Raw genomic sequence first — 20,550 nt, forward strand, 5'->3', positions numbered from 1 at the left:
AAATGGAGCTTGGCCATGAAATGCACGGCCCTGACCTCGGCCCTCTGCTATCGCGACCCCAAGGCGGCGCTGAAATTCCTGGAGGCGGCGTTCGGCTTCGATCTGGTGATGCTGATCGAGGACAACGACGGCAATCTGGCCCATTCGGAGATGCAGTTCGGCGACAGCCTGGTGATGATCGGCAACGAGTGGACCGACAGGCACAAGAGCCCGGCCTCGATCGACGGGTTCAACACCCAGAGCGTCCACATCCACCTGGAAGGCGACATCGACGCCCATTGCGAGCGGGCGCGGGCGGCCGGGGCCGAAATCCTGATGGAGCCGGCCGACCAGTTCTACGGTGACCGCACCTATCGTTGCCGCGACCTGGAGGGCCATTTCTGGACCGTGGGCGCGCCGATCCGGACGGTGAGCGTGGAAGAGGCCGAGGCGGAGTCCGGCCTGAAGGTCGTGAAGGGTTGGGCGTGACTCCAGACGATTTCCGCCGCCTGGCCCTGGCGCTGCCCGAGGCCGTCGAAAGTTCGCACATGGGCACGGTCGATTTCCGGGTGGGGCGGATTTTCGCCACCCTGGGCTATCCGAACGCCGGCTTCGGCATGGTGCAGCTGACGCGTGAGCATCAGGACATCGTCGTCGGGGTCGAGCCTCGGGTCTTCAGGCCCGTGCCTGGCGCGTGGGGCCTGAAGGGCGCGACCCTGGTCGTGTTGGCCGAGGCCGACGAGCCCACCCTGCGCGGGGCGCTGGAGGCGGCCTGGCGACTGAAGGCCAACAGGCGGCAAGTCGCCTTGCTCGAAGCTGGCCGAACCCCGGCGGCCTCATCATGAGCGCCTCGCTCGACGCGACCCTGGCGGCCTTGGCCGACCCGCATCGGCGGGCGACAGTCGACCTGTTGCGCCAGGGACCGCGTCGAGCGGGCGAGCTGGCCCAGGCCGCCGGTCTGTCGGCTCCGGCCATGAGCCGCCACCTGCGCGCCCTGCGCCACGCCGGCCTGGTCGAGGAAACCCACCCGCCGTTCGACGCCCGGGTGCGGGTCTACGCCCTGCGCCCCGCGCCGATGGCCGAGCTCAAGGCCTGGGCCGAGGCGGCCGAAGGTCTGTGGAGCGACCAACTGTTGGCGCTGAAGGCCCATATCGAGGAACCGGGCGCGTGAGCTCCAAGGTCCTGGTCGCCCTGCGCATCAAGGCTTCGCCCCTGCGGGTGTTCGAGGTGTTCACCGCCGACATCGGCGCGTGGTGGAAGCCCAACGCCCTGTTCTCGTTCACGCCGCGCTCGCCCGGCGTGCTGGCGTTTGAAGGGACGGGCGAAGGCGCGGGGGAGGGCGGTCGGTTGGTCGAGCGCCTGCCGTCGGGCAAGGTGTTCGAGATCGGTCCTGTCCGCGTCTGGGACCCCGGCCAGCGGCTGGTGTTCGGCTGGCGACAGGCCAGCTTCGCCCCCGACATGGACACCGAGGTCGAGGTCCGCTTCGAGCCGGTCGGGGACGAGACGCGGGTCACCGTCGAGCATCGCGGCTGGAACACCGTGCCGACCGAGCACGTGGCCCGCCACCACTTCCCGGACGCGGTGTTCCTGCAGCGTCACGCCGAGTGGTGGCGCGCGCTGCTGACAAGCCTCGCCAGCCGGGCGGCTATGGACGTAAAAGAACGCGCCAGGGAGGGCGACGCATGACCAGGACCATCGGCCGAACACACCGGCAGGCCGCGCTCGGCTTCATCTTCATCACCGCCTGCATGGACGTGCTGTCGCTGGGCGTGATGATCCCGGTGCTGCCCGAGCTGATGAAGCGCTTCAACGGCGGCGACACCGCCTCGACCGCCCTGTGGGTGGTGCTGTTCGCCACCACCTGGGGCGTGATGCAGTTCTTCTGCGCGCCGATCCTGGGCCTGATGTCCGACCGCTGGGGTCGCCGGCCGGTGATCCTGACCTCGATCTTCGGCCTGGGCGTCGACTTCCTGTTCATGGCCTTCGCGCCGACCATCTGGTGGCTGTTCGTCGGCCGGGTGTTCAACGGCATGACCGCCGCCAGCTTCTCGACCGCGGGCGCCTATGTGGCCGACGTCACCAAGCCCGAGGAGCGGGCCAAGGGCTTTGGCCTGATGGGCGCGGCGTTCGGGGTGGGCTTCACCTTCGGCCCGGCCCTGGGTGGCTGGCTGTGGCAGTTTGACCACCGGCTGCCGTTCCTGGTCTGCGCGGGCCTGGCCCTGTGCAACTGGCTGTACGGCTTCTTCGTGCTGCCGGAATCCCTGCCGCCCGAGAAGCGCGTCACGCGCTTCGACTGGAGCAAGGCCAATCCGCTGGGCTCGCTGAAGCTGCTCAAGAGCAAGCCCGACCTGCTGGGCCTGGCCGGCGTCGGCTTCCTGTTCCAGCTGGCGCACAATGTGCTGCCCAGCGTCTTCGTGCTGTACATGGGCTTCCGCTACCACTGGTCGACGGCGGTGATCGGCCTGACCCTGATGGGCAGCGGCGTGGCCGGCATCCTGCTGCAGACCTTCGTGGTCGGGCCGGTCGTCAAGCGGGTGGGCGAGCGCGGGGCGCTGCTGATCGGCCTGTTCTCGGGCTGCGTCGGCTTCATGATCTACGGCCTGGCGCCGACCGGGGCGCTCTATCTGTGCGGCCTGCCGATCTTCGCCTTCTCGGGCCTGATCCAGCCGGGTCTCCAAGGTCTGATGACCCGCCGCGTCGAGCCGTGGGAGCAGGGGCAGTTGCAGGGGGCCAATTCGGCGATGATGGGGATCACCGCCATTGTCGGGCCGTCGCTGTACCTGCTGCCGTTCTCCTGGGCGGTGCGCCATGACGCCACCGTGCATCTGCCCGGCCTGCCGGCCCTGATCGCCGCCGTCTTGCTGCTGGGCGCCACCGTGCTGGCCATCCGCGTGGCGCGGCCGGTGGCGGCGGAACCGAGCGTCGCTTGACCGTCTTTGACCTTGGCCGCCATCAATGCGCCCGAAAGCTCGGCTGATCTCGCGCCCTGACATTCACGGAGTCGCCTAATCCCCATGCGGTCCTATCGCGTCGTGCTTCCCGCCCTGGTCCTGATGGCCGCCTGCTCGCCGCAAGGGCCGTCGAAGGCCCAGACGATTCCGGACCTGGCCCAGCCGACCCGTCGCGTCCCGACCGACCCGATGTCGATGAAGGCCTCGTTCTCGCCGGTGGTGAAGAAGACCGCCCCGGCCATCGTCAACGTCGCCAGCAAGCGGGTGGTGCGCCAGCGCGTCGATCCGTTCTGGGACTTCTTCATGGGCGGTGGCGGCGGGGCCACCCGCGACCAGGTGCAGGGCTCGCTGGGCTCCGGCGCCATCGTGCGCGCCGACGGGGTGATCATCACCAACCACCACAACATCGAGGGCATGAGCGACGTCACCGTCCAATTGGCCGACCGCCGGGAATTCCCGGCCACGGTGCTGCTCGACGACCCGCGCTCGGACCTGGCGGTGCTGAAGATCGACACCAAGGGCGAGCGCCTGCCGGTGATCGCCATCGACGACCAGGAGCAGCTGGAGGTCGGCGACCTGGTCCTGGCCCTGGGCAACCCGTTCGGCGTCGGCCAGACCGTGACCAACGGCATCGTCTCGGCCCTGGCCCGCACCGATGTCGGGGCGGCCGAGTTCGGCAGCTACATCCAGACCGACGCGGCGATCAATCCGGGCAATTCCGGCGGTCCGCTGGTCGACATGGACGGCGACCTGATCGGCATCAACACCTTCATCATCTCGCGTTCGGGATCGTCGGCCGGTGTCGGCTTCGCGATCCCGGCCTCGGTCGTGCGCCAGGTGGTCAACACCGCCCTCGGCGGCGGCCACAGCGTGGTGCGCCCGTGGCTGGGCGTGAAGGGCCAGCCGGTGACCGGCGACATCGCCAAGAGCCTGGGCCTGGCCGCGCCGCGCGGCGTGGTGATCTCCGATGTCTATCCCGGCGGTTCGGCCGAGCGCGCCGGCGTCCGCGACGGCGACGTGATCCTGTCCATCGACGGCCAGGCGGTGAATGACGAGGGCGGCGGCGCCTTCGCCATCGGCACCCACAAGGTCGGCGATCGGGTCTCGGTGCTGATCAACCGCAACGGCAAGGAACAGACCCTGACCCTGCGCGCCGAGGCCGCGCCCGAGACTCCGGCCAAGGACGAGCGCGTTCTGAAAGGCCGCAACCCGTTCGACGGCGCCACCGTGGTCAACCTGTCGCCCGCCGTGGCCCAGGAGCTGGGCGTCGACCCGTTCGCCGGTCGCGGCGTGCTGGTCACCAAGATCGGCCAGGGCTTCGCGCTGAACGCCGGCCTGCGTCCCGGCGACTTCATCCGCGAGGTCAACGGCAAGACGATCAACACCACCGCCGACCTGGCGGCGGCGTCGAACACAGCCGCGGCGACCTGGACCGTGACCATCGACCGCAACGGCCAGCGGATCACGGCGCGGCTTCGGGCCTAGAACGTCAGGGGACATACGCTCGCGGCAAGGCTTCGCCAGGATCGTAAAAGCGGTCGAGCGAGTGTGTGTCCCCGTTCCGTTCTGCTAGAAGGACGAAATGTCCGATCTTTTCCAAGCCGCCGGCCTGACGCCTCACGCGCCCAGCCCGCTGGCCGACCGCCTGCGTCCCCAGACACTCGAAGAGGTGGTGGGCCAGGAGCACCTGCTGGGCCCCGAAGGCCCCATCGGCCGGATGGCCGCCGCCCATCGCCTGGCCTCGATGATCCTGTGGGGACCGCCCGGCACCGGCAAGACCACCATCGCCCGCCTGCTGGCCAAGGCCGGCGGTTACGAGTTTCAGCAGATCTCGGCGGTGTTCTCGGGCGTCGCCGACTTGAAGAAGGCCTTCGAGCAGGCGCGCGTACGCCGCTCGGCCGGCCAGTCGACCCTGCTGTTCGTCGACGAGATCCATCGCTTCAACCGCGCCCAGCAGGACGGTTTCCTGCCGTTCGTGGAGGAGGGGATCGTCACGCTGGTCGGGGCGACCACCGAGAACCCGTCGTTCGAGCTGAACGGCGCTCTGCTGTCGCGCTGCCAAGTCTTCGTGCTCAAGCGGCTGGACGAGGAGGCCCTGGAGGCCCTGCTGGTCAAGGCCGAGACGGCCGAGAACCGCAAGCTACCGCTGGATCCCGAGGCCCGCTCGACGCTGGTGGCCATGGCCGACGGCGACGGCCGTTACCTGCTGACCCTGACCGAGACCCTGCTGTCGATCGGCACGGACACGCCGCTCAACACGACCCAGCTGACCCAGTTCCTGCAGAAGCGCCGCCCGGCCTACGACAAGAACCGGGAGGAGCACTACAACCTGATCTCGGCGCTGCATAAGTCGGTGCGCGGCAGCGATCCGGACGCGGCGCTCTACTGGCTGGCGCGGATGCTGGAGGGCGGCGAGGACCCGCTGTTCATCGCCCGCCGGCTGGTGCGCATGGCGTCCGAGGACATCGGCGCCGCCGACCCCCTGAGCCTGCTGCTGACCACGGCCGCCAAGGACGCCTACGACTTCCTGGGATCGCCCGAGGGCGAACTGGCCCTGGCCCAGGCCGTGGTCCACATGGCCAGCGCGCCCAAGTCCAACGCCGTCTACAACGCCTACAAGGCCGCCCGGCGCCTGGCCAAGGAGACCGGCAGCCTGATGCCGCCGGCCCACATCCTCAACGCCCCGACCAAGCTGATGAAGACCCTGGGCTATGGCGACGGCTACGCCTATGACCACGACGTCGAGGGCGGGGTGTCGGGTCAGAACTATTTCCCGGACGGCATAGAGCGCCCGACCTTGTACGAGCCCAAGCCGATCGGCGCCGAGGCCAAGGTCAAGGAACGGCTGGACGCCTGGAACCGCCTGCGGAGAGACGGCAAGTGAAGCTTACCCCCGCGGTCCGTTTGACCGCCGCGATCGCCCTGATCCTGCTGCTGGCGGGCGCGGTGCTGCTGTGGCTGGCCGCCGTCACGCCCTGGCACACCGACTCCAACGCCTATTTCGCCGCCCTGCAGCGCCTGCGCGCTACGCTCTATTTCGGCCAGCCCGACGCCGAGACCTTCAAGCGCGCCACGGTCCGGTTCGCGGCGTTGCAGACCCAGTACGCGACCCACAAGTGGCTGTACGCCGACGTGGCCTATGCCTGCTTCAGCCTGGGGCTCTGCGCGGCGATCGTCGCGGGCCTGGCCCTGCGGTTCGGTGCGCAGCTGCTGCGCACGCAGAGGAGCGCGCTGGTCGTTCTCGGCGTGACCGTGCTGGCGCTGGCGGAGACCCTGGCGGGGCTGGCCGCCGACCCGCTGCACCGGTTCTATCGCGAACAACTGCCCGAATGGTCCGACGCGCTGGAGATCCCGCTGGCCGGGGCGCTGGTGGCGATGATCCCGATCGCGACCGTTACCTTGCTGCTGGTCTTGCCGCCGCTGGTCTTCCGCCGCCGGTCGAGCGGGCCGCTGTTGGTCTTCACCCGGCCGCCGCATTGGCCGGCGATCCTCGCCAACGCGATCTACGCTCTGCCCCTGGCCTTCGCGGCGTTCCTGCTGACCAGCTTCGCCTCGCGCGGGGGCTGGGCCTTGGCGCCGGCCGGGCTGATGCTGTTGTGGCTGTTCCTGAATGGCCGGGCGTTGTGGATCGCGCCAAAAGAGGAAGCCGCGTCGTGAACCGTCTCCCCGGCAAGCCAAACAGGCGTCCGCCTGGCGTCGCCAAACCCAAGGCGTCGGACACGCCGGTCACCCTGACCCTGGAAGAGATCGAATTCACCAAGTCGCTGGTGATCCACGAGGACGACAGCGTCTTCGTGCTCAACAAGCCTGCGGGCCTGTCCAGCCAGGGCGGGCGCATCCAGGCCCATACGCTGGACGACCTGCTGTGGGCGCTGGCTCGTCGTGACCGGCCGCGACCGCGCCTTATCCACCGCTTGGACCGCGACACCTCGGGCGTGATCCTGACCGCGCGCACAAAGCCGGCGGCGACCTTCCTGGGCAAGGCCCTGATGGGCAAGCGGTTCCGCAAGACCTATCTGGCGATCGTCACGCCGGGCGCGCCCGAGCCGCGCGGGGGGCAGATCGACAGCCCATTGCGCCGCGAGTCGATCGGGCGCGAGGCCTATATGCGGGTCTGCGCGGCCGATCATCCCGACGCCGAGACCGCCCGCAGCCGTTATCGCACCCTGGCCGCCGTCGACGGCGCGGCCTTGGTCGAGCTGAGCCCCGACACGGGTCGCATGCACCAGCTGCGGGTCCACATGGCCTCGATCGGGCGACCGATCGCCGGCGATAGCCGCTATGGCGGGGCGCTGATGCTGGGCGGGGCGCCCGTGCCGCGCCTGATGCTGCACGCCGCCAGCCTGGTCTTCCCGCATCCCGAGGGCGGCGAGCGGCGGATCAGCGCGCCGATTCCGGACGACATGCGCACGGTTCTGACTAAGCTGGGCCTTGCCGTTCCGGAACAGGCCGCGTCGGAACGGGGACGCCCCGACGTTCGTTAAGCCTGGCAGGAGATTTCGCCATGAAACGCCTGATCGTACTCGCCTTTTCCGCCGCCCTTTTGAGCGCCTGCGCCACGTCGCCGACGCTGTACGCGCCGCAGACCGCGCCGCGCGGGGCCGGCTATACCGAATATCGCCTGGAGGCCGGTCGCTACCGCGTCACCTTCCAGGGCAATCCCGGCGCGCCGGTCAACCAGGTCTCGGACTACGCCCTGTTGCGCTCGGCCGAGCTGGCCCTGCGCGACGGCTACGACTGGTTCCGGGTGGCCGATCGGATGACCCAGCAGACCGGATCGAACAGCGGCTCGACCCTGTCGATCGGCGGCGGTTCCAGCAGCTACGACTACGGTCGGCGCGGCGGCAGTTCGGTGGGGCTGGGCGTTGGCACCAGCTTCAACCTCGGCCCGGGGCCGGCGGTGAGCAGCTCGATGGAGGTGGTGTTCGGCAAGGGCCAGCCGCCCCGTGACGCCGACGTCTACGACGCCCGCGCCATCGTCCGCACCGTGGGGCAGGGCCGCGCGGCGGTTTAGATCGGCCTAGCCGACCGCCTTCTTGGTCGTCGCCGAGATCGGATGCGAGGCGCGAAGCGCCGCGTGGGTCAAGCCAGCGGTTTCGGCGGCGGCGAAGTAGCCCTCGGCCGGCAGGCCTTGCAGGGCGACCATCGGAGCCAGGCCCTTGGCGTCGCGGCCAAAGGCCATGATGTCGGCGGCGATCTTCTCGGCCGGACCCATCAGGTCGCTGGCGTCCAGGGTCAGGCCCTGCAGGCGGGCGTCGCGCAGCACGCGCAGCGCTTCCTTCTCGGGCGGCACGCGGGCGATGACGCCGCGCGTCAGGGCCTTGAGCAGTCCGACCACTTCCAGCAAACGGCCGGCGGGGGTGCCGCGCGTGACGTCGACCAGCTCCACCATCACGCCACCGCGCAGCAGGGCCAGGGACAGGCCCGTGGTGCCGGTCAGCATGTCGCGGCCGCGCTGGGTGCCCAAGGTGCGGAACGAGGCCGGCACGATCAGGTCGGGACGGTCGTGACCCTGCGACGAGCGGGCGAAGACCGTGGCGTATTTCAGGGCCGCTTCGTCGATGAAGGCGGCGTCGCGGTCGGGCAGGCGCGAAACGGCGCGAGCGCTGATCTGCTTGCCCGAGCCCAGGTGGGTGACCACCGGCTCGATGCGCACGGCCGTGGCCACGTTGCGCTTGAGGCTGATCATGTGCTCGAGCGTGAAGTCGACGCGCAGAGCCGCGCCGCCGGCCGTGGTGAAGGCCACGGGCGTGCGCCGGGTCTCTTCCAGCGGATCGATGTCAAAGCGGATGGGCGAGCGAGTCGAATCGCGACGGGCGCGGGCGGCCAGGATCACGGCCGCGTCGACAGGACGGCAGACGACACCGCCGGCCTCGACGCCGATCACGGCGCGCACGCCCAGGTCGGTGGGCTCGGCCGCGCCCAGCAGATGGGTCAGCACGTCTTCCAGGATGCGCACGCTGGTGGCCTGGGCGGCGAGGCCCTGGTCGTTGTTCATGGCGATCAGGAAGTCGTCTTCGCCGATCCGGGCGCGCAGGTCGCTGCGGTCCAGATGCTCGGCCAGCTTGCGTTCGACATAGGTCCAGACGTCGACGCGCTTCTTGTCCCACCAGTCACCGGCCCAACGGCGGATCGGCTTGACGCTGATGACGTTGACCGACCCGCGAGCGATCAGCTCCGACCCCGCCAGGCGTTGGAGCACGGGTCCGCTCAGAGCCAGGTGCTCGTTTCGGTCGTCGCTGTGGCTCGAATCGAAGGGCATGGCGGCCTTGGAGCGGGAGGAGCCCATAGAATGCCTTTACAGCCTTAACGCGCGGTGCAGGAACACGGTTTTCAAACGAGGTTACCGTAACGCGCTTAAACGTTAAAATGCACGTTTCACGGGCTCTTTCCTCAGTCGAAAATCGGCTCCGGGTCCGGAATGGCGTAAACGACGGGGACGATGCAGCCGCGATAGCCCTCCGCCGGCGCGGCGGGATGCGCGCTCCACAGCAGACCTCGAGCCGCTTCGCCGAACGCGGCGCTGGGTTCGGACGCCAGAACCTCGACATTGCCGACCTGGCCCCACGGCGCCACGTCGAAGCGCAGATAGGCCCAGCCGGCGACTTTCCGGGCGGCGTAGGCGCGCGGATAGTTCTTGGCGGCGGGCAGGTTCAGGGCCGCCTTGGTCACGTCGCACTTGTCGCCGGGACGCTCGAAGCTGGTGAGCGTCGGGCGCGGCGGGGCGGGGGTGTCGCGCGGGGTGGCGGCGAAGGTTCCGTAACAGGCCTTGACCGGCTTGCCCGGCTGGAAGCGGCTGCCGGCGATGGCCGCCGCGGCGGCGTCGGCCAGGGCGGGATCGCCGCTCTGGGTCTCGACGCGGACATCGCGCGGCGCGCCGTCGGCGTCGATGTCGTAGGTCACGGCCGCCCAGGCCGGGTTCAGGTCGCGGTCGTTGAAGCGGCGCAGGTCCGGATAGGCGATCGTCTTGGGAAGTCGACGCGGCGCCAGGCCGCAATCGCCGACCTTTGACACCGCCTCGCGCACCGCCGGCGGCGTGTTGCGGCGCTCGAACGCGATCAACTCCAGCAGGTCGGCGCGACGGGCCTGGACCAGCGGAACGCGCTGCGACGTCAGGGCGACCTGGCAGCCAGAAGCCGGCGCGCCCGAGGCGAACCGCCAGCTGGCCAGGGCCGCGATCGAGGGATCGGAGGCGTCGCTCGAGCGTCCGGGCCCGACCTTGCGGATATCGGTCGGACGACCGTCGGCGTCGATCGCGAAGGTCAGGACGTCATCCTTGGAGGCCTTGGCGGTGACGACGGTCTCTTCGGACGGGGCCAGGCTTGCGATCACAGGGGCGATGGTCGACGCGGTCGGGACGGCCCTGGGATGCAGCGCCGCCGCTTCGAGCACGGGCGTGGCGCGCCCGCCGGCGCAAGTCGCTTCGCGCGGCGGTGGGGCGAAGACAATGAGGTCCAGGGATGGCGCGCCACTGGCCGGCGGCGACGTCGAAACGGCGGCGAACACGGGGGAGGCGATCAGCAGGCTCAGGACGGTCGCGCGCAGCAGCATGGGGATCCTCATGAGATTTACGGATGCTACCTAAGGTTACGTGAGGTGACAATCGCCGGCGCTCTCACCCGCGCGACTTGGCGTTCGCGGCCGCCCGGCGCATAAGGGCGCGATGATCAAACTCCTCCTCGTGGCCGCCGGAGGCGCTCTTGGCTCCGTCGCCCGCTATCTGGTGGGCGTTCAGGCCTCGCGCCTGTTCGGATCGAACTGGCCCTACGGCACCTTCGTCGTCAACCTGACAGGCGGGCTGCTCATGGGGTTGCTGGCCGCCTGGCTGGCCCTGCGGGGCGGCGCGCAACAAGAGCAATGGCGAGTCCTGCTCGGTGTCGGCGTCATGGGCGGCTTCACCACCTTTTCGGCCTTTTCGCTGGAGACCGCGCTGATGATCGAGAAGCGCGCCTACGCCCAGGCCTTTACCTATACGTCCGCCAGCGTGATCCTGTCCGTGGCGGCCCTTTTCGCGGGCCTCTTGATCGCCCGCAGGATTTTCGCGGCATGAAAGAAGTTCGGACGATCTATGTGGACGCGGGCGAGGACGGGGTCCGTCTGGACCGCTGGTTCAAGCGCCGTTGGCCCCACCTGAACCACATCCAGCTCAACAAGCTGTTCCGCTCGGGCCAGGTGCGGGTCGACGGCTCGCGCGCCAAGGCCGACACCAAGCTGGCGGCCGGCAGCCAGATCCGGGTGCCGCCGCTGCCCGACGCCCCCGATCCGACCGACAAGGGCAAGCTGAGCCCTCGCGACATCGCCTTCGCCAAGTCGCTGGTGCTGTACGAGGACGAGGAAGTCCTGGCGCTGAACAAGCCGGCCGGCCTGGCCGTGCAGGGCGGCACCAAGACCACCCACCATATCGACAAGCTGCTCAGCGCCTGGGGCGAGGGCGTCAACCGGCCCAAGCTGGTGCACCGCCTGGACCGCGACACCTCCGGCGTGCTGTTGCTGGGCAAGACACCGGCCGCCGCCGCTCGCCTGTCTGGTTCGTTCGCCAAGCGCAAGGCGCAGAAGACCTATTGGGCGATCGTCGCCGGCAATCCGCACCCGACCGAAGGCGTGATCGAGCTGCATCTCGCCAAGCGCGGGGTTGGGGACCGCGAGCTGGTGGTGCCGGCCGAGCCCAAGGATCCGGACGGCCAGCCGGCCGAGACCGAGTTCGTTTCGATCAGCCGCGCCGGTCCGCGCGTCACCTGGATGGCGCTGCGTCCGCACACCGGCCGCACCCACCAGCTGCGCGCCCACATGAAGGCCATCGGTCACCCGATCCTGGGCGACCCCAAGTACAGCGACGACAAGGCCGCCCAACTGTCGGAGGGGCTGAAGCTGCAACTGCACGCCCGCTCGATCATCCTGCCGCACCCGTCGGTGGGCACCCTGGCCATCCAGGCGCCGCTCAGCCCCGAGATGAAGGCCGGTTTCGCCAAGTTCGGCTTCTCCGAGGACGAGGCCGAGTACGACCCGTTCGCCCGGCGGCAGACCAAGCGACGCTAGGACGCGGCCATGGCTCCAGACACCGCGCCGATTGTCCAGGCTCGGGACCTGCGGCGTCGCGGCCTGGCGGAACAGGCGGAGGCCGTGCTGCGCGCCGCCGTGCGCCGACAGCCCGATCATCTGGAGGCGCACCGCGACTTGGTGCAGCTGATCTGGACCCGCACCAGCGACGCGGGCCAGGCCATGGCCGAGCTCGACGCCGCGGTCGAGGCCTTGCCCCACGCCCTGGGCCTGCGGGTGACCCGGGCGCGGCTGCTGGGCGCGGTGGGGCGCTCGGACCTGTCCCATACGGCCTACGAAGCCCTATGCGCCACTCCGGCCGGGGGCGATCCGCGTGTTCTGATGGAGGCCAGCCGCGCGGCGGTCGCTCATGATCCAGCGACGGCCGTGGCTCACGCCCGGCGCGCGGCCGCCGCCTTGCCCGGCGACCTGCGCGCCGCCTGCGTGCTGGCCGAGGCGCTGCTGGCGAACGGTCAGGCCGAGCAGGCCGCGCCGGTGATCGAGGATGTGCTGGCCAAGGTCCCGGACGACCAGGGCGTCCTGGCCCTGGCCGCCACGGCCTGGCGCCTGACCGGCGATCCGCGCTATTGGGCCCTCTACGACTACGACGCCTTCGTCGGCGGCGGCCCGATCGCGGTTCCGCCCGGTTGGAACGACCTGCCGTCCTATCTGCGGGACCTCGTCGCCGCCCTGGATCGCCTGCACGCGCGCGAGACCGACCCGATCGGCCAGTCGGTGCGCCTGGGCACCCAGACCCGCCACGACCTGCTGCGCGATCCCGATCCCGCCATCCAGGCCTTCTTCCGCGCCGTCGACGCGCCGATCCGCGCCTATCTGGACGGGCTGGGGCAGGGCGAGGATCCCGTGCGGCGGCGCAAGCGATCCGGCTATCGCATCGTCGGGGCCTGGTCGGTGAACCTGCGGCCGGGCGGTTTCCATATCGACCACATCCATGCCGAGGGATGGCTGTCCTCGGCCTGCCACATCGAGGCGTCGGTCGGGGACGAGGACCACGCGGGATGGCTGAGGTTCGGCCAGCCGGGCCTGCCGACCCAGCCGCGCCTGGAAGCCGAGCGGTTCCAGCGGCCCGAGCCGGGGCGGCTGGTGCTGTTTCCGTCGTACATGTGGCACGGCACCGCGCCGTTCATGACCGGGCCGCGTCGCCTGACCATCGCCTTCGACCTCGTTCCCAGCGCTTGAGCGCGCTCTTGGGCTGTGAGATGGTTTTTCCTCAATCTTGAGGGGTGTTTCCCATGGCCTTCGCGACCTTCACACGGCCGGACGGTACGCCCGTCTCGATCAACACGGCCGAGGTTCTGAGCCTGACGCCGGTTCCGCCCGACGGCCCACTGGCGGGACCGCTGACGGTCGGCACGCGCATCGCCTTCAAGAACGGCAAGCATCAGGACGTCAAGGAACTGGTCGCGGCCGTCGAGAAGAAGCTGAACGCGGCGGGGTAGGCTCAGACCAGCCCCGTCAGCGGCTTGGCGTTCGCGCTGTCGGGGAACACCTTGGTCTCCAGGGCCGCGCGGTCGACGCCCATGTGCTCGGCCAGCACGCCCTTGAATAGGCCGCGCATGTCGAGGGTGGGGCGCACGTCGCGGTTCTCGAACAAGGCCTCCTGCTTCAGGGTGGGCCAGTCGCCGATGATGCCGCCCTTCTTCAGGCCGCCGCCCAGCACCAAGGCGGTCGAACCGGTGCCGTGGTCGGTGCCGCCGGTGCCGTTGACCTGGGCCGTGCGGCCAAACTCGGTGGCGGCCACCACCACCGTGTTGTTCCACTCCGCGCCCAGGCCGGTGTTCAGCCCGTCGAGCACGGCGTCCAGATAGGACAGGCGGGTGTTGAGCTGGCCGACCTGGCCGGCGTGGGTGTCCCAACCGTCCAGCGAGATGGCGGCGATGCGCGGGCCGCCCTGTTGAATCATGAAGCCCGCCAGAGTCGAGCCCAGCTTGCGCGCGGCCTCGCGAGCCTGATGCTGGGCGGCGAGGACTTGAGGGGTCTGCGCCATGGCCTGGGCGGGCGTCGCGTTCGACGGCGCCATGGTCTGGACGACGGCCTTCTGGACCATCGCATTCGGGCCAGCGACGGCGGCGTTGGTCGATACCGGCGTCATGGCGGGCGCCAATGTCGACATCGCCAGTCGCCCCATGGCTTCGGTCTCGAGGCCCCGCGCGAACGCTGGTCCCATCAGGGGATCGGACTTGTAGAGATCCTGCAGCAGGGTGGGCAGGCGGGCGGTCTCGTTGACGCTGCCGCCCGACGACCAACTGGCGGCCTGCACCTTGCCGCGCAGGATCAGAGGCGCGGTCGGACCCACCGACAGGCCCTGGATGGTCGAAGGCCCCATCACTTCCAGGGTTCGGTTCAGCCAGCCCGAATAGACGTTGCCGTAGACGTGGGATGAGCCTGTCTCCAGGACGTCCTGAGCTTCGAAGTGCGACCGCACCCGATCCGGACCGGCGATGGCCGGGGCGATGCGGGCCTGGCCCTTCAGCGCCAGGGCGTGGACGGACTCCAGGGCCGGATGCAGGCCGAAGGTTCCGTCCAGCTTCAGCGCCTGGTCGGGCGCCACGGCCACGGCGCCGCGCAAGGCCGCATAGTCGGGATCGCCGATCGGCGGGCTGACGGTCAGGCCGTCCATGCCGCCCCGGCAGATGACGACCACCATCTTGCGTTTGGCCATCGGACCGTCGGCGGCGGCGAAGGCCGATCCGCCCAGGAAGCTGACGGAAACGCCCAGGCCGGCGGCCTGGAGGAGGAGCGAGCGGCGCGAGACTTGAGCATTCATCGGCGTTGAAACTCCGGGCTCATCAACAACAGGGCCATGGCCTCGCGGCGGGTCTCGGCCCGGGCCACGGCCTTGGCGACGGGCGGGGTCAGTCGGGCCCCGAGGGCGGACTGGGCGAAGACGTTCGGGTCGACGCCGTCCGCGGAGAGCGCGGCCAGGCCCTGGCTGAACCGCAGCCGTTGGATCAGGGCGTCGGGCGCGCACCAGACCTGGGCCGTATCGTCCCAGCCCTTGGGCGATGGTGGCGAGAAGGGCTTCTGACCAAGGTTGGTCACCATCGACGGAAGCTTGCCGATCGGCGCCGACTGCGCGCCCATGGCCCGCCAGGTCGAGATCGCGAATTCGTAAGGGGTCTTGAACTTGGTCGGCGTCGGATCCCAGGCTTCCGGCGATTGGACCAGGGTCCTCGCCAACTCGTCCAGGCGGCCGCCGCTGTCGAGATAGCTCTTCTCCAGGCGGGCGACGAGGGTCGGTGGCGGCGTGTCGCTGACGAAATGGGCCGCCAACTTGGTCGAAACGTGGTGCGCGGTATGGGGGCTGGCGGCCAGGTCGCGCATGACCGCCAGGGCCTGGGCCTGGCCCTCCTGCGAATAGCGACGGCCCATCACCGTGTGCACGCCCGGCTCGTGAGCATTGTCGCGAAACCGGAAGGATGTGTTCGGCTCCTGGCCCACGCTGAAGCCGGTCATGGCCCGGGCGAACTCGGTGACGTCGGCCTGGCTGTAGCCGGCGTTGACCCCTACGGTGTGCAGTTCAAGGATCTCGCGAGCCAGGTTCTCGTTGAGCCCGCCGACCTTCTGGGCGTGGGTGCGCTGATAGATCGACACCTTGCTGTTGGGCCCTACCGACTGGGCCTGGTCCAGGTAGAGCAGCATGGCCGGGTGGGTGGACGAGGCGACCAGCATGTCCTCGAAGCGTCCGAAGGCGTGCGCACGGATGGCCTCCTGCTCGAACGGACCGATCAACGGGCCCACGTTCTGCCGGGAGCTTGAGACCGTGAAATGGTTGGCCCAGAACAGCGCCCAGCGCTCGCGAAAGGCCGCGTCGGTCGTGGCGCCCAGCTGAGCCCGAGCCAGGAAATCATCGCCGGTCTGGTCGCGCATGGCGTTGCGGGCGTTCTTGGCCAGCTCGGCCTTGACCGGCGCCGCCTTCGGATCGCCGTCGACCTTGGCCGCAGCCTGCCGCTGCATCTGGAATTCACGAGCTTGCGCCAGACGCTCGGCTGAACTTTCGACGCCTTGCGGCTGATCGGCGCCTTCGGGACGGATCTGGGCCGTCAGGAAGCCGCGTGGGTCGCTTCGCGCCGCGTCGATCTCGTCGGGACGCGCGCCCAGGCCGAAACGGGTTGCGGCGATGGCCGCCATCATGTCGTTGGAAGGCAGGCTCACTCTGCTCGTCTCCCTTGCCTTGTGCGCGTTGTTTGACCATTCAACGCGGTGAAACCGATATTTTGATGTCCGGACTGAAAAGAGTTCCGCCTTGGCCGACAAGCCCGATCTGCTGCAACGTCCCCGTCGCTTCTACAAGGCCGCCACGGCGGGTCCCGCCAAGGGGGATAGCGTGGGCGGCGGCTTCGCCGTGCTTCTGGACGGCCGCACGCCCAAGTCGCCGGCCAAGTCACCCCTGGTGCTGCCGAGCCTGGCCTTGGCCGAGGTGGTGGCCGCGGAGTGGGAGGCCCAGGTCGAGGTCATCGACTCGACCGCCATGCCCGCCACGCGCCTGGCCTTCACCGCCATCGACCGCATTCGCGAGACCCGGGCCGAGGTGGCCGCCGAGGTCGCGGCCTATGCCGGTTCGGACCTGCTCTGCTACTGGGCCGACCATCCCACGCCGCTGGTCGAGCGCCAGAAGCGCGACTGGGGCGCCATGCTCGATTGGGCCAAGGCCGAGCTCGACGTGCATCTCAAGCCCGCCAGCGGCGTGATCCACACCGCCCAGCCGCCGGCGGCCCTGGCCTCGGTCGAGGCCCTGGCCCTGACCATGGACGACTTCACCTTGGCGGGCGTGGCCTACAGCGCCGGCCTGTTCGGCTCGACCGTCCTGGCCCTGGCGCTGCGAGCCGGCAAGGTCACTGGCCGCAAGGCGCTGGACCTGTCGCGGCTGGAGGAGATCTTCCAGGCCGAGACCTGGGGCCAGGACGCCGAGGCCGTCGCCCGCGCCGAGGCCCTGGCGATCGAGGCCCAGGTGTTGGAGCGCTGGTTCGCCGCGCTGCGGCGCTAGGCGGCGGTGAAGACCATTGTCCTCTACGCCCTGGCCGCCGCTTGCGAGATCGGCGGTTGCTACGCCTTCTGGCGCTGGCTGAAACAGGGTCAGTCGATGCTGTGGGCAGTGGTCGGGATCGTTGCGCTGGCGGTGTTCGCCTGGCTCCTGACCCGCGTCGACAGCCCGGCCGCGGGGCGGACCTTCGCGGCCTATGGCGGGCTCTATATCGCCGCTTCCCTGGTCTGGATGCGGGTGGTGGAAGGTCTGCGACCGGATCGTTGGGACCTGGCCGGGGCGGCCGTCTGCCTGGTCGGGGCGGGGATCATCCTGTGGGCGCCGCGCGTGGCCTGACCGGCTTGCCACGTAAAGCTCGCGCCGCTACCGCTCGCCCCATAAGGTGGCCGTGAAGGTCCGGTGCCAAGCTTTGGTAGATGAGCAGGGGAGCGTCCGCGTGCAGCACATACTCGAGGAACTGGATCGACGTCGCGAGCAGGCGCGTGCGGGCGGCGGCGAGGCGCGGGTGGCCAGCCAGCACGCCAAGGGCAAGCTGACGGCGCGCGAGCGGATCGATCTGCTGCTGGACGAAGGCTCGTTCGAGGAGTTCGACATGTTCGTCGAGCACCGGGGTGTCGAGTTCGGCATGGCCGAGCAGAAGGTGCCGGGCGACGGGGTGGTCACCGGCTGGGGCACCATCAACGGCAAGGTGGTCTACGTCTTCTCCAAGGACTTCACGGTGTTCGGCGGCAGCCTGTCGGGCGCCCACGCGGCCAAGATCGTCAAGGTCCAGCGCCAGGCCATGAAGGTGGGCGCGCCGATCATCGGCCTGTTCGACGCGGGCGGCGCGCGCATCCAGGAGGGCGTCGACAGCCTGGCCGGCTATGCCGACATTTTCCTGGAAAACGTCATGGCCTCGGGCGTGGTGCCGCAGATCAGCGTGATCATGGGCCCCTGCGCCGGCGGCGACGTCTATTCGCCCGCCATGACCGACTTCATCTTCATGGTGAAGGACACCAGCTACATGTTCGTGACCGGTCCCGACGTGGTCAAGACCGTCACCAACGAGGTGGTCACCGCCGAGGAACTGGGCGGGGCCCGGGTGCATGCCTCCAAGTCGGGCGTGGCCGAGGGCGCGTTCGAGAACGACCTGGAGGCCCTCACGCAGGTCAGGCGGCTGATCGACTTCCTGCCGTCCAGTAACCGTGAGACCGCGCCGGAGCGCGAGAGCTTCGACGAGGCCTATCGCGCGGAGCCGAGCCTGGACACCCTGATCCCCAGCGATCCGGGCAAGCCCTACGACATGAAGGAACTGATCCTGAAGATCGTCGACGAGGCCGACTTCTTCGAGATCTCCAGCGAGTGGGCCAAGAACATCGTCTGCGGCTTTGCCCGCCTGGACGGCGAGAGCGTCGGCATCGTGGCCAACCAGCCCCAGGTGCTGGCCGGGGTGCTGGACATCGACAGCTCGCGGAAGGCCGCTCGCTTCGTGCGGTTCTGCGACGCCTTCAACATCCCGATCATCACCCTGGTCGACGTGCCGGGCTTCATGCCGGGCACCAAGCAGGAGTACGGCGGGCTGATCAAGCACGGCGCCAAGCTGCTGTTCGCCTATGCCGAGGCGACGGTTCCGAAGATCACCCTGATCACCCGCAAGGCCTATGGCGGGGCCTATGACGTGATGAGCTCCAAGCACCTGCGCGGCGACTTCAACTACGCCTGGCCCACCGCCGAGATCGCGGTGATGGGCGCGAAAGGCGCGGTGGAGATCATCTTCCGCCAGGAGGCCAAGGATCCCACGGCCCTGGCCGCCCGCGAGGCCGAGTACAAGGACCGCTTCGCCAACCCGTTCGTCGCGGCCTCACGCGGCTACATCGACGACGTGATCATGCCCCACGGCACCCGCAAGCGCCTGGTCCGGGCGCTCAAGAGCCTCAGGGGCAAGGAACTGTCCAACCCGTGGAAGAAGCACGACAATATTCCGCTCTGACGCGGCCGGGGACATACCAGTGGGCATATCCCCGATCGTGAGCGAGGCGTCTTACTTCACCACATCCATCGTCACGCTGAGCGTCCCATCCGGATTGCCCATCGATTTGGGCGCGCCGCCGAAGTCGCCAGCATAGGTCGGGGCCAGCAGGGCCTGGAACGCCGAGACCGGAACGGTGACCTCGTAGTCGCCTTCGGAATAGGGGCCGACCACATAGGGATCGATCAGCGCCGTCAGGCCGCCGATCTTGCCCGGCGTGGTCGAAGGGGCGGGGACCAGCACGGTCTGGTTCCACTTGGGGCAGGAGAAGGTGTCGTTCAGCGGCACGGCGCCGTCGCGGTGGGTCTTGGCGGCGGCGACCGCGTCGCAGATCGCCTTGTCGAGCCCGCTCATGTCGGCGTCGGGCCGGAACAGGGCCTTGGGCTGAACCTCGCGATTGGCCGTCGTGTCCCAGATCAGGGTGGAGCCGCCGTGGTTGGGATGGGCGCCGCCGGTGTCCTCGAACCACAGGGCGCGCAAGGCCACCAGCGGGGCGGCGTCGGCGGCCAGGAACCACTGGCTTTGACGGTTGTACGGCCGCCAGGGGAACTGGCCGGTCGAGGCCTTGTGGTCGGCCTGGGCCTTGGCGGCGAAGGTGCGAAGGCCGGCAACCTCGCGGTCGTAAAGCATCGTATGCAGGGCGGGATAGTTGGCGATCTCGGCCGGCAGGCGCAGGGCGACCTTGGCCGCCGGATCGGTCTGGTCGAAAGCCAGGGGGCGGGCCGCCGGGGCCGGGGCGGCGGCGACGGGCGCGGCCGGCGAGGCGGCGGGCGCGGGTGGCGCGGCGGGCTTGCGCTCGCAGGCGCTCAGCACGGCGATCAGGCCGAGCGCGGCGAGGGGCAGGGTCTTGGTGGATATCATCGACATCACTCCTGAACGCCGCCCCCGCCAGCTGGCTCCACCCTGCCTTGGGTCGCGAGGCCCGTCCATGGGGCGCTTTCCGGGCCTGGCCAGTCGCCATTTTCGTCGAACGCGGCTAGATCGGGAAAGGGCTGAACAGGGTTGAACAGGGACGGGCGATGAAACGTCAGAGGTTGTGGCTGCTGCTGGCGGCCGGCGCGATGGTGCTGGGCGCGTGTTCGACGACGGGGCCCGGTCCGACGCCGCCGTCCTACGGTTTCGACGCCTCCATGGTCTGGGACTACCACGCCGGCTCGAAGGGCGAGGCGCATCTGAACTACGGCACGCCGGACACCGACAATGTCGGGATCATGTTCCAGTGCCGCCCCAAGGTCGGAACCGTCAGCTTCATCACCGACCTGCGCAAGGGCGCGCTCGGTCCCGGCGTCGTGCGTTTCCAGTCCGGCAAGGCCAAGGGGCGATACGCCGCCAAGCTGGAAAAGTCGGAGCTGACGGACGGGTGGGTCGCGATGGGCGAGATTCCGCTGGTCGATCCCGTACTGGCGGCGTTCCAGAAGACCGGCCTGATCAGCCAGGTCGACGAGGGCGTCTATGACCAGAACGCTCGGACGGCGTCTGAGCGCGGGGCGATCAGCCGTTTCTTCGGCGTTTGCAGGGGCTGACCAGCTCTCGCTCTGGGGGCGAGGACTTTCGGTTGACGCCCGCCGAGG

The 20,550-nt window shown here is 69.4% G+C and carries 23 protein-coding genes; 18 read left to right on the top strand and 5 right to left on the bottom strand.

The features are described from left to right. Positions 1-15 precede the first annotated feature (15 nt). The 10 genes from G3M62_RS08525 to G3M62_RS08570 all read left to right on the top strand — a co-directional run bounded on the left by G3M62_RS08525 (position 16) and on the right by G3M62_RS08570 (position 7,944). On the top strand, positions 16-468 hold the full coding sequence (locus tag G3M62_RS08525) for a VOC family protein (protein WP_165186213.1): 453 nt from the start codon (positions 16-18) through the stop codon (positions 466-468). Then, positions 465-824: an MmcQ/YjbR family DNA-binding protein gene (locus G3M62_RS08530; RefSeq protein WP_165186215.1), complete on the top strand. Its 360-nt coding sequence runs from the start codon at positions 465-467 to the stop codon at positions 822-824. The genes G3M62_RS08525 and G3M62_RS08530 overlap by 4 nt, the downstream gene beginning before the upstream one ends. Further along, entirely contained in the window at positions 821-1,150 is a 330-nt protein-coding gene (locus G3M62_RS08535) for an ArsR/SmtB family transcription factor (RefSeq protein ID WP_165186216.1), read from the top strand. Before G3M62_RS08530 ends, G3M62_RS08535 begins: the two co-directional genes overlap by 4 nt. Beyond that, positions 1,147-1,665 carry an SRPBCC domain-containing protein gene (locus G3M62_RS08540; RefSeq protein ID WP_165186218.1) on the top strand — a complete coding sequence of 173 codons (519 nt, stop codon included), beginning with the start codon at positions 1,147-1,149 and terminating at the stop codon, positions 1,663-1,665. The genes G3M62_RS08535 and G3M62_RS08540 overlap by 4 nt, the downstream gene beginning before the upstream one ends. Continuing rightward, complete coding sequence (locus G3M62_RS08545; protein ID WP_165186220.1) at positions 1,662-2,909, top strand: TCR/Tet family MFS transporter; 1,248 nt, start codon at positions 1,662-1,664, stop codon at positions 2,907-2,909. Before G3M62_RS08540 ends, G3M62_RS08545 begins: the two co-directional genes overlap by 4 nt. A gap of 84 nt (positions 2,910-2,993) precedes the next feature. Then, positions 2,994-4,415, top strand: coding sequence for a DegQ family serine endoprotease (locus G3M62_RS08550; protein ID WP_165186221.1), 1,422 nt, complete (start codon positions 2,994-2,996; stop codon positions 4,413-4,415). A 97-nt stretch (positions 4,416-4,512) separates the two neighbouring features. Beyond that, entirely contained in the window at positions 4,513-5,814 is a 1,302-nt protein-coding gene (locus tag G3M62_RS08555) for a replication-associated recombination protein A (RefSeq protein WP_165186223.1), read from the top strand. Continuing rightward, the gene (locus G3M62_RS08560) at positions 5,811-6,587 is read left to right on the top strand and encodes a hypothetical protein (RefSeq protein ID WP_165186225.1); all 777 of its coding nucleotides are present in this window, start codon (positions 5,811-5,813) and stop codon (positions 6,585-6,587) included. The genes G3M62_RS08555 and G3M62_RS08560 overlap by 4 nt, the downstream gene beginning before the upstream one ends. After that, on the top strand, positions 6,584-7,414 hold the full coding sequence (locus G3M62_RS08565; RefSeq protein ID WP_165186226.1) for an RluA family pseudouridine synthase: 831 nt from the start codon (positions 6,584-6,586) through the stop codon (positions 7,412-7,414). Before G3M62_RS08560 ends, G3M62_RS08565 begins: the two co-directional genes overlap by 4 nt. Positions 7,415-7,434: 20 nt before the next feature. Next, positions 7,435-7,944, top strand: a complete 510-nt coding sequence (locus G3M62_RS08570; protein WP_165186228.1) for a CC0125/CC1285 family lipoprotein — start codon at positions 7,435-7,437, stop codon at positions 7,942-7,944. Positions 7,945-7,950: 6 nt separating this feature from the next. On the opposite strand, the gene G3M62_RS08575 is transcribed toward G3M62_RS08570, so the two are convergent. Both G3M62_RS08575 and G3M62_RS08580 read right to left on the bottom strand, forming a co-directional pair. Then, a complete protein-coding gene (locus tag G3M62_RS08575; RefSeq protein WP_165186229.1) occupies positions 7,951-9,192 on the bottom strand; it encodes a hypothetical protein in 1,242 nt (413 codons plus the stop codon). Positions 9,193-9,323: 131 nt separating this feature from the next. After that, complete coding sequence (locus tag G3M62_RS08580; RefSeq protein WP_165186231.1) at positions 9,324-10,481, bottom strand: energy transducer TonB; 1,158 nt, start codon at positions 10,479-10,481, stop codon at positions 9,324-9,326. A gap of 112 nt (positions 10,482-10,593) precedes the next feature. Between G3M62_RS08580 and crcB the strand changes: the two genes are divergently transcribed. Genes crcB through G3M62_RS08600 form a run of 4 tightly spaced genes read left to right on the top strand, consistent with a single transcriptional unit; the run spans position 10,594 to position 13,426 of the window. Next, positions 10,594-10,980: a fluoride efflux transporter CrcB gene (crcB, locus tag G3M62_RS08585; RefSeq protein ID WP_165186232.1), complete on the top strand. Its 387-nt coding sequence runs from the start codon at positions 10,594-10,596 to the stop codon at positions 10,978-10,980. After that, the gene (locus G3M62_RS08590; RefSeq protein ID WP_165186234.1) at positions 10,977-11,966 is read left to right on the top strand and encodes an RluA family pseudouridine synthase; all 990 of its coding nucleotides are present in this window, start codon (positions 10,977-10,979) and stop codon (positions 11,964-11,966) included. Before crcB ends, G3M62_RS08590 begins: the two co-directional genes overlap by 4 nt. Positions 11,967-11,975: 9 nt before the next feature. Further along, a complete protein-coding gene (locus G3M62_RS08595) occupies positions 11,976-13,166 on the top strand; it encodes a 2OG-Fe(II) oxygenase family protein (protein WP_165186236.1) in 1,191 nt (396 codons plus the stop codon). A gap of 53 nt (positions 13,167-13,219) precedes the next feature. Beyond that, on the top strand, positions 13,220-13,426 hold the full coding sequence (locus tag G3M62_RS08600) for a hypothetical protein (RefSeq protein ID WP_165186238.1): 207 nt from the start codon (positions 13,220-13,222) through the stop codon (positions 13,424-13,426). Positions 13,427-13,428: 2 nt separating this feature from the next. Here G3M62_RS08600 and G3M62_RS08605 read toward each other — a convergent pair whose 3' ends face one another. Together G3M62_RS08605 and G3M62_RS08610 are read right to left on the bottom strand one after the other, a co-directional pair. Beyond that, a complete protein-coding gene (locus G3M62_RS08605; protein WP_165186239.1) occupies positions 13,429-14,754 on the bottom strand; it encodes a DUF1501 domain-containing protein in 1,326 nt (441 codons plus the stop codon). Then, positions 14,751-16,142 (bottom strand): DUF1800 domain-containing protein, encoded by a 1,392-nt coding sequence (locus G3M62_RS08610; RefSeq protein WP_246263525.1) that lies wholly within the window; start codon positions 16,140-16,142, stop codon positions 14,751-14,753. Before G3M62_RS08610 ends, G3M62_RS08605 begins: the two co-directional genes overlap by 4 nt. Before the next feature lie 91 nt (positions 16,143-16,233). On the opposite strand from G3M62_RS08610, the gene G3M62_RS08615 reads away from it, so the two are divergent. From G3M62_RS08615 to G3M62_RS08625, 3 genes are all read left to right on the top strand, one after another. Continuing rightward, positions 16,234-16,974, top strand: a complete 741-nt coding sequence (locus tag G3M62_RS08615; protein WP_165186241.1) for an ATP12 family chaperone protein — start codon at positions 16,234-16,236, stop codon at positions 16,972-16,974. Between the two features lie 6 nt (positions 16,975-16,980). Next, on the top strand, positions 16,981-17,307 hold the full coding sequence (locus tag G3M62_RS08620; protein ID WP_165186243.1) for a YnfA family protein: 327 nt from the start codon (positions 16,981-16,983) through the stop codon (positions 17,305-17,307). 100 nt (positions 17,308-17,407) lie between these two features. Then, entirely contained in the window at positions 17,408-18,940 is a 1,533-nt protein-coding gene (locus G3M62_RS08625) for an acyl-CoA carboxylase subunit beta (RefSeq protein ID WP_165186244.1), read from the top strand. 51 nt (positions 18,941-18,991) lie between these two features. Here the strand turns inward: G3M62_RS08625 and G3M62_RS08630 are convergent, their stop codons facing one another. Further along, positions 18,992-19,840, bottom strand: a complete 849-nt coding sequence (locus G3M62_RS08630; RefSeq protein WP_165186246.1) for an RsiV family protein — start codon at positions 19,838-19,840, stop codon at positions 18,992-18,994. A 158-nt stretch (positions 19,841-19,998) separates the two neighbouring features. Here G3M62_RS08630 and G3M62_RS08635 point away from each other — a divergent pair, with 158 nt between their 5' ends. Next, positions 19,999-20,502: a hypothetical protein gene (locus G3M62_RS08635; protein WP_165186247.1), complete on the top strand. Its 504-nt coding sequence runs from the start codon at positions 19,999-20,001 to the stop codon at positions 20,500-20,502. Positions 20,503-20,550 lie beyond the last annotated feature (48 nt).

The organism is Caulobacter soli (assembly GCF_011045195.1).
Lineage (GTDB): Bacteria > Pseudomonadota > Alphaproteobacteria > Caulobacterales > Caulobacteraceae > Caulobacter > Caulobacter soli.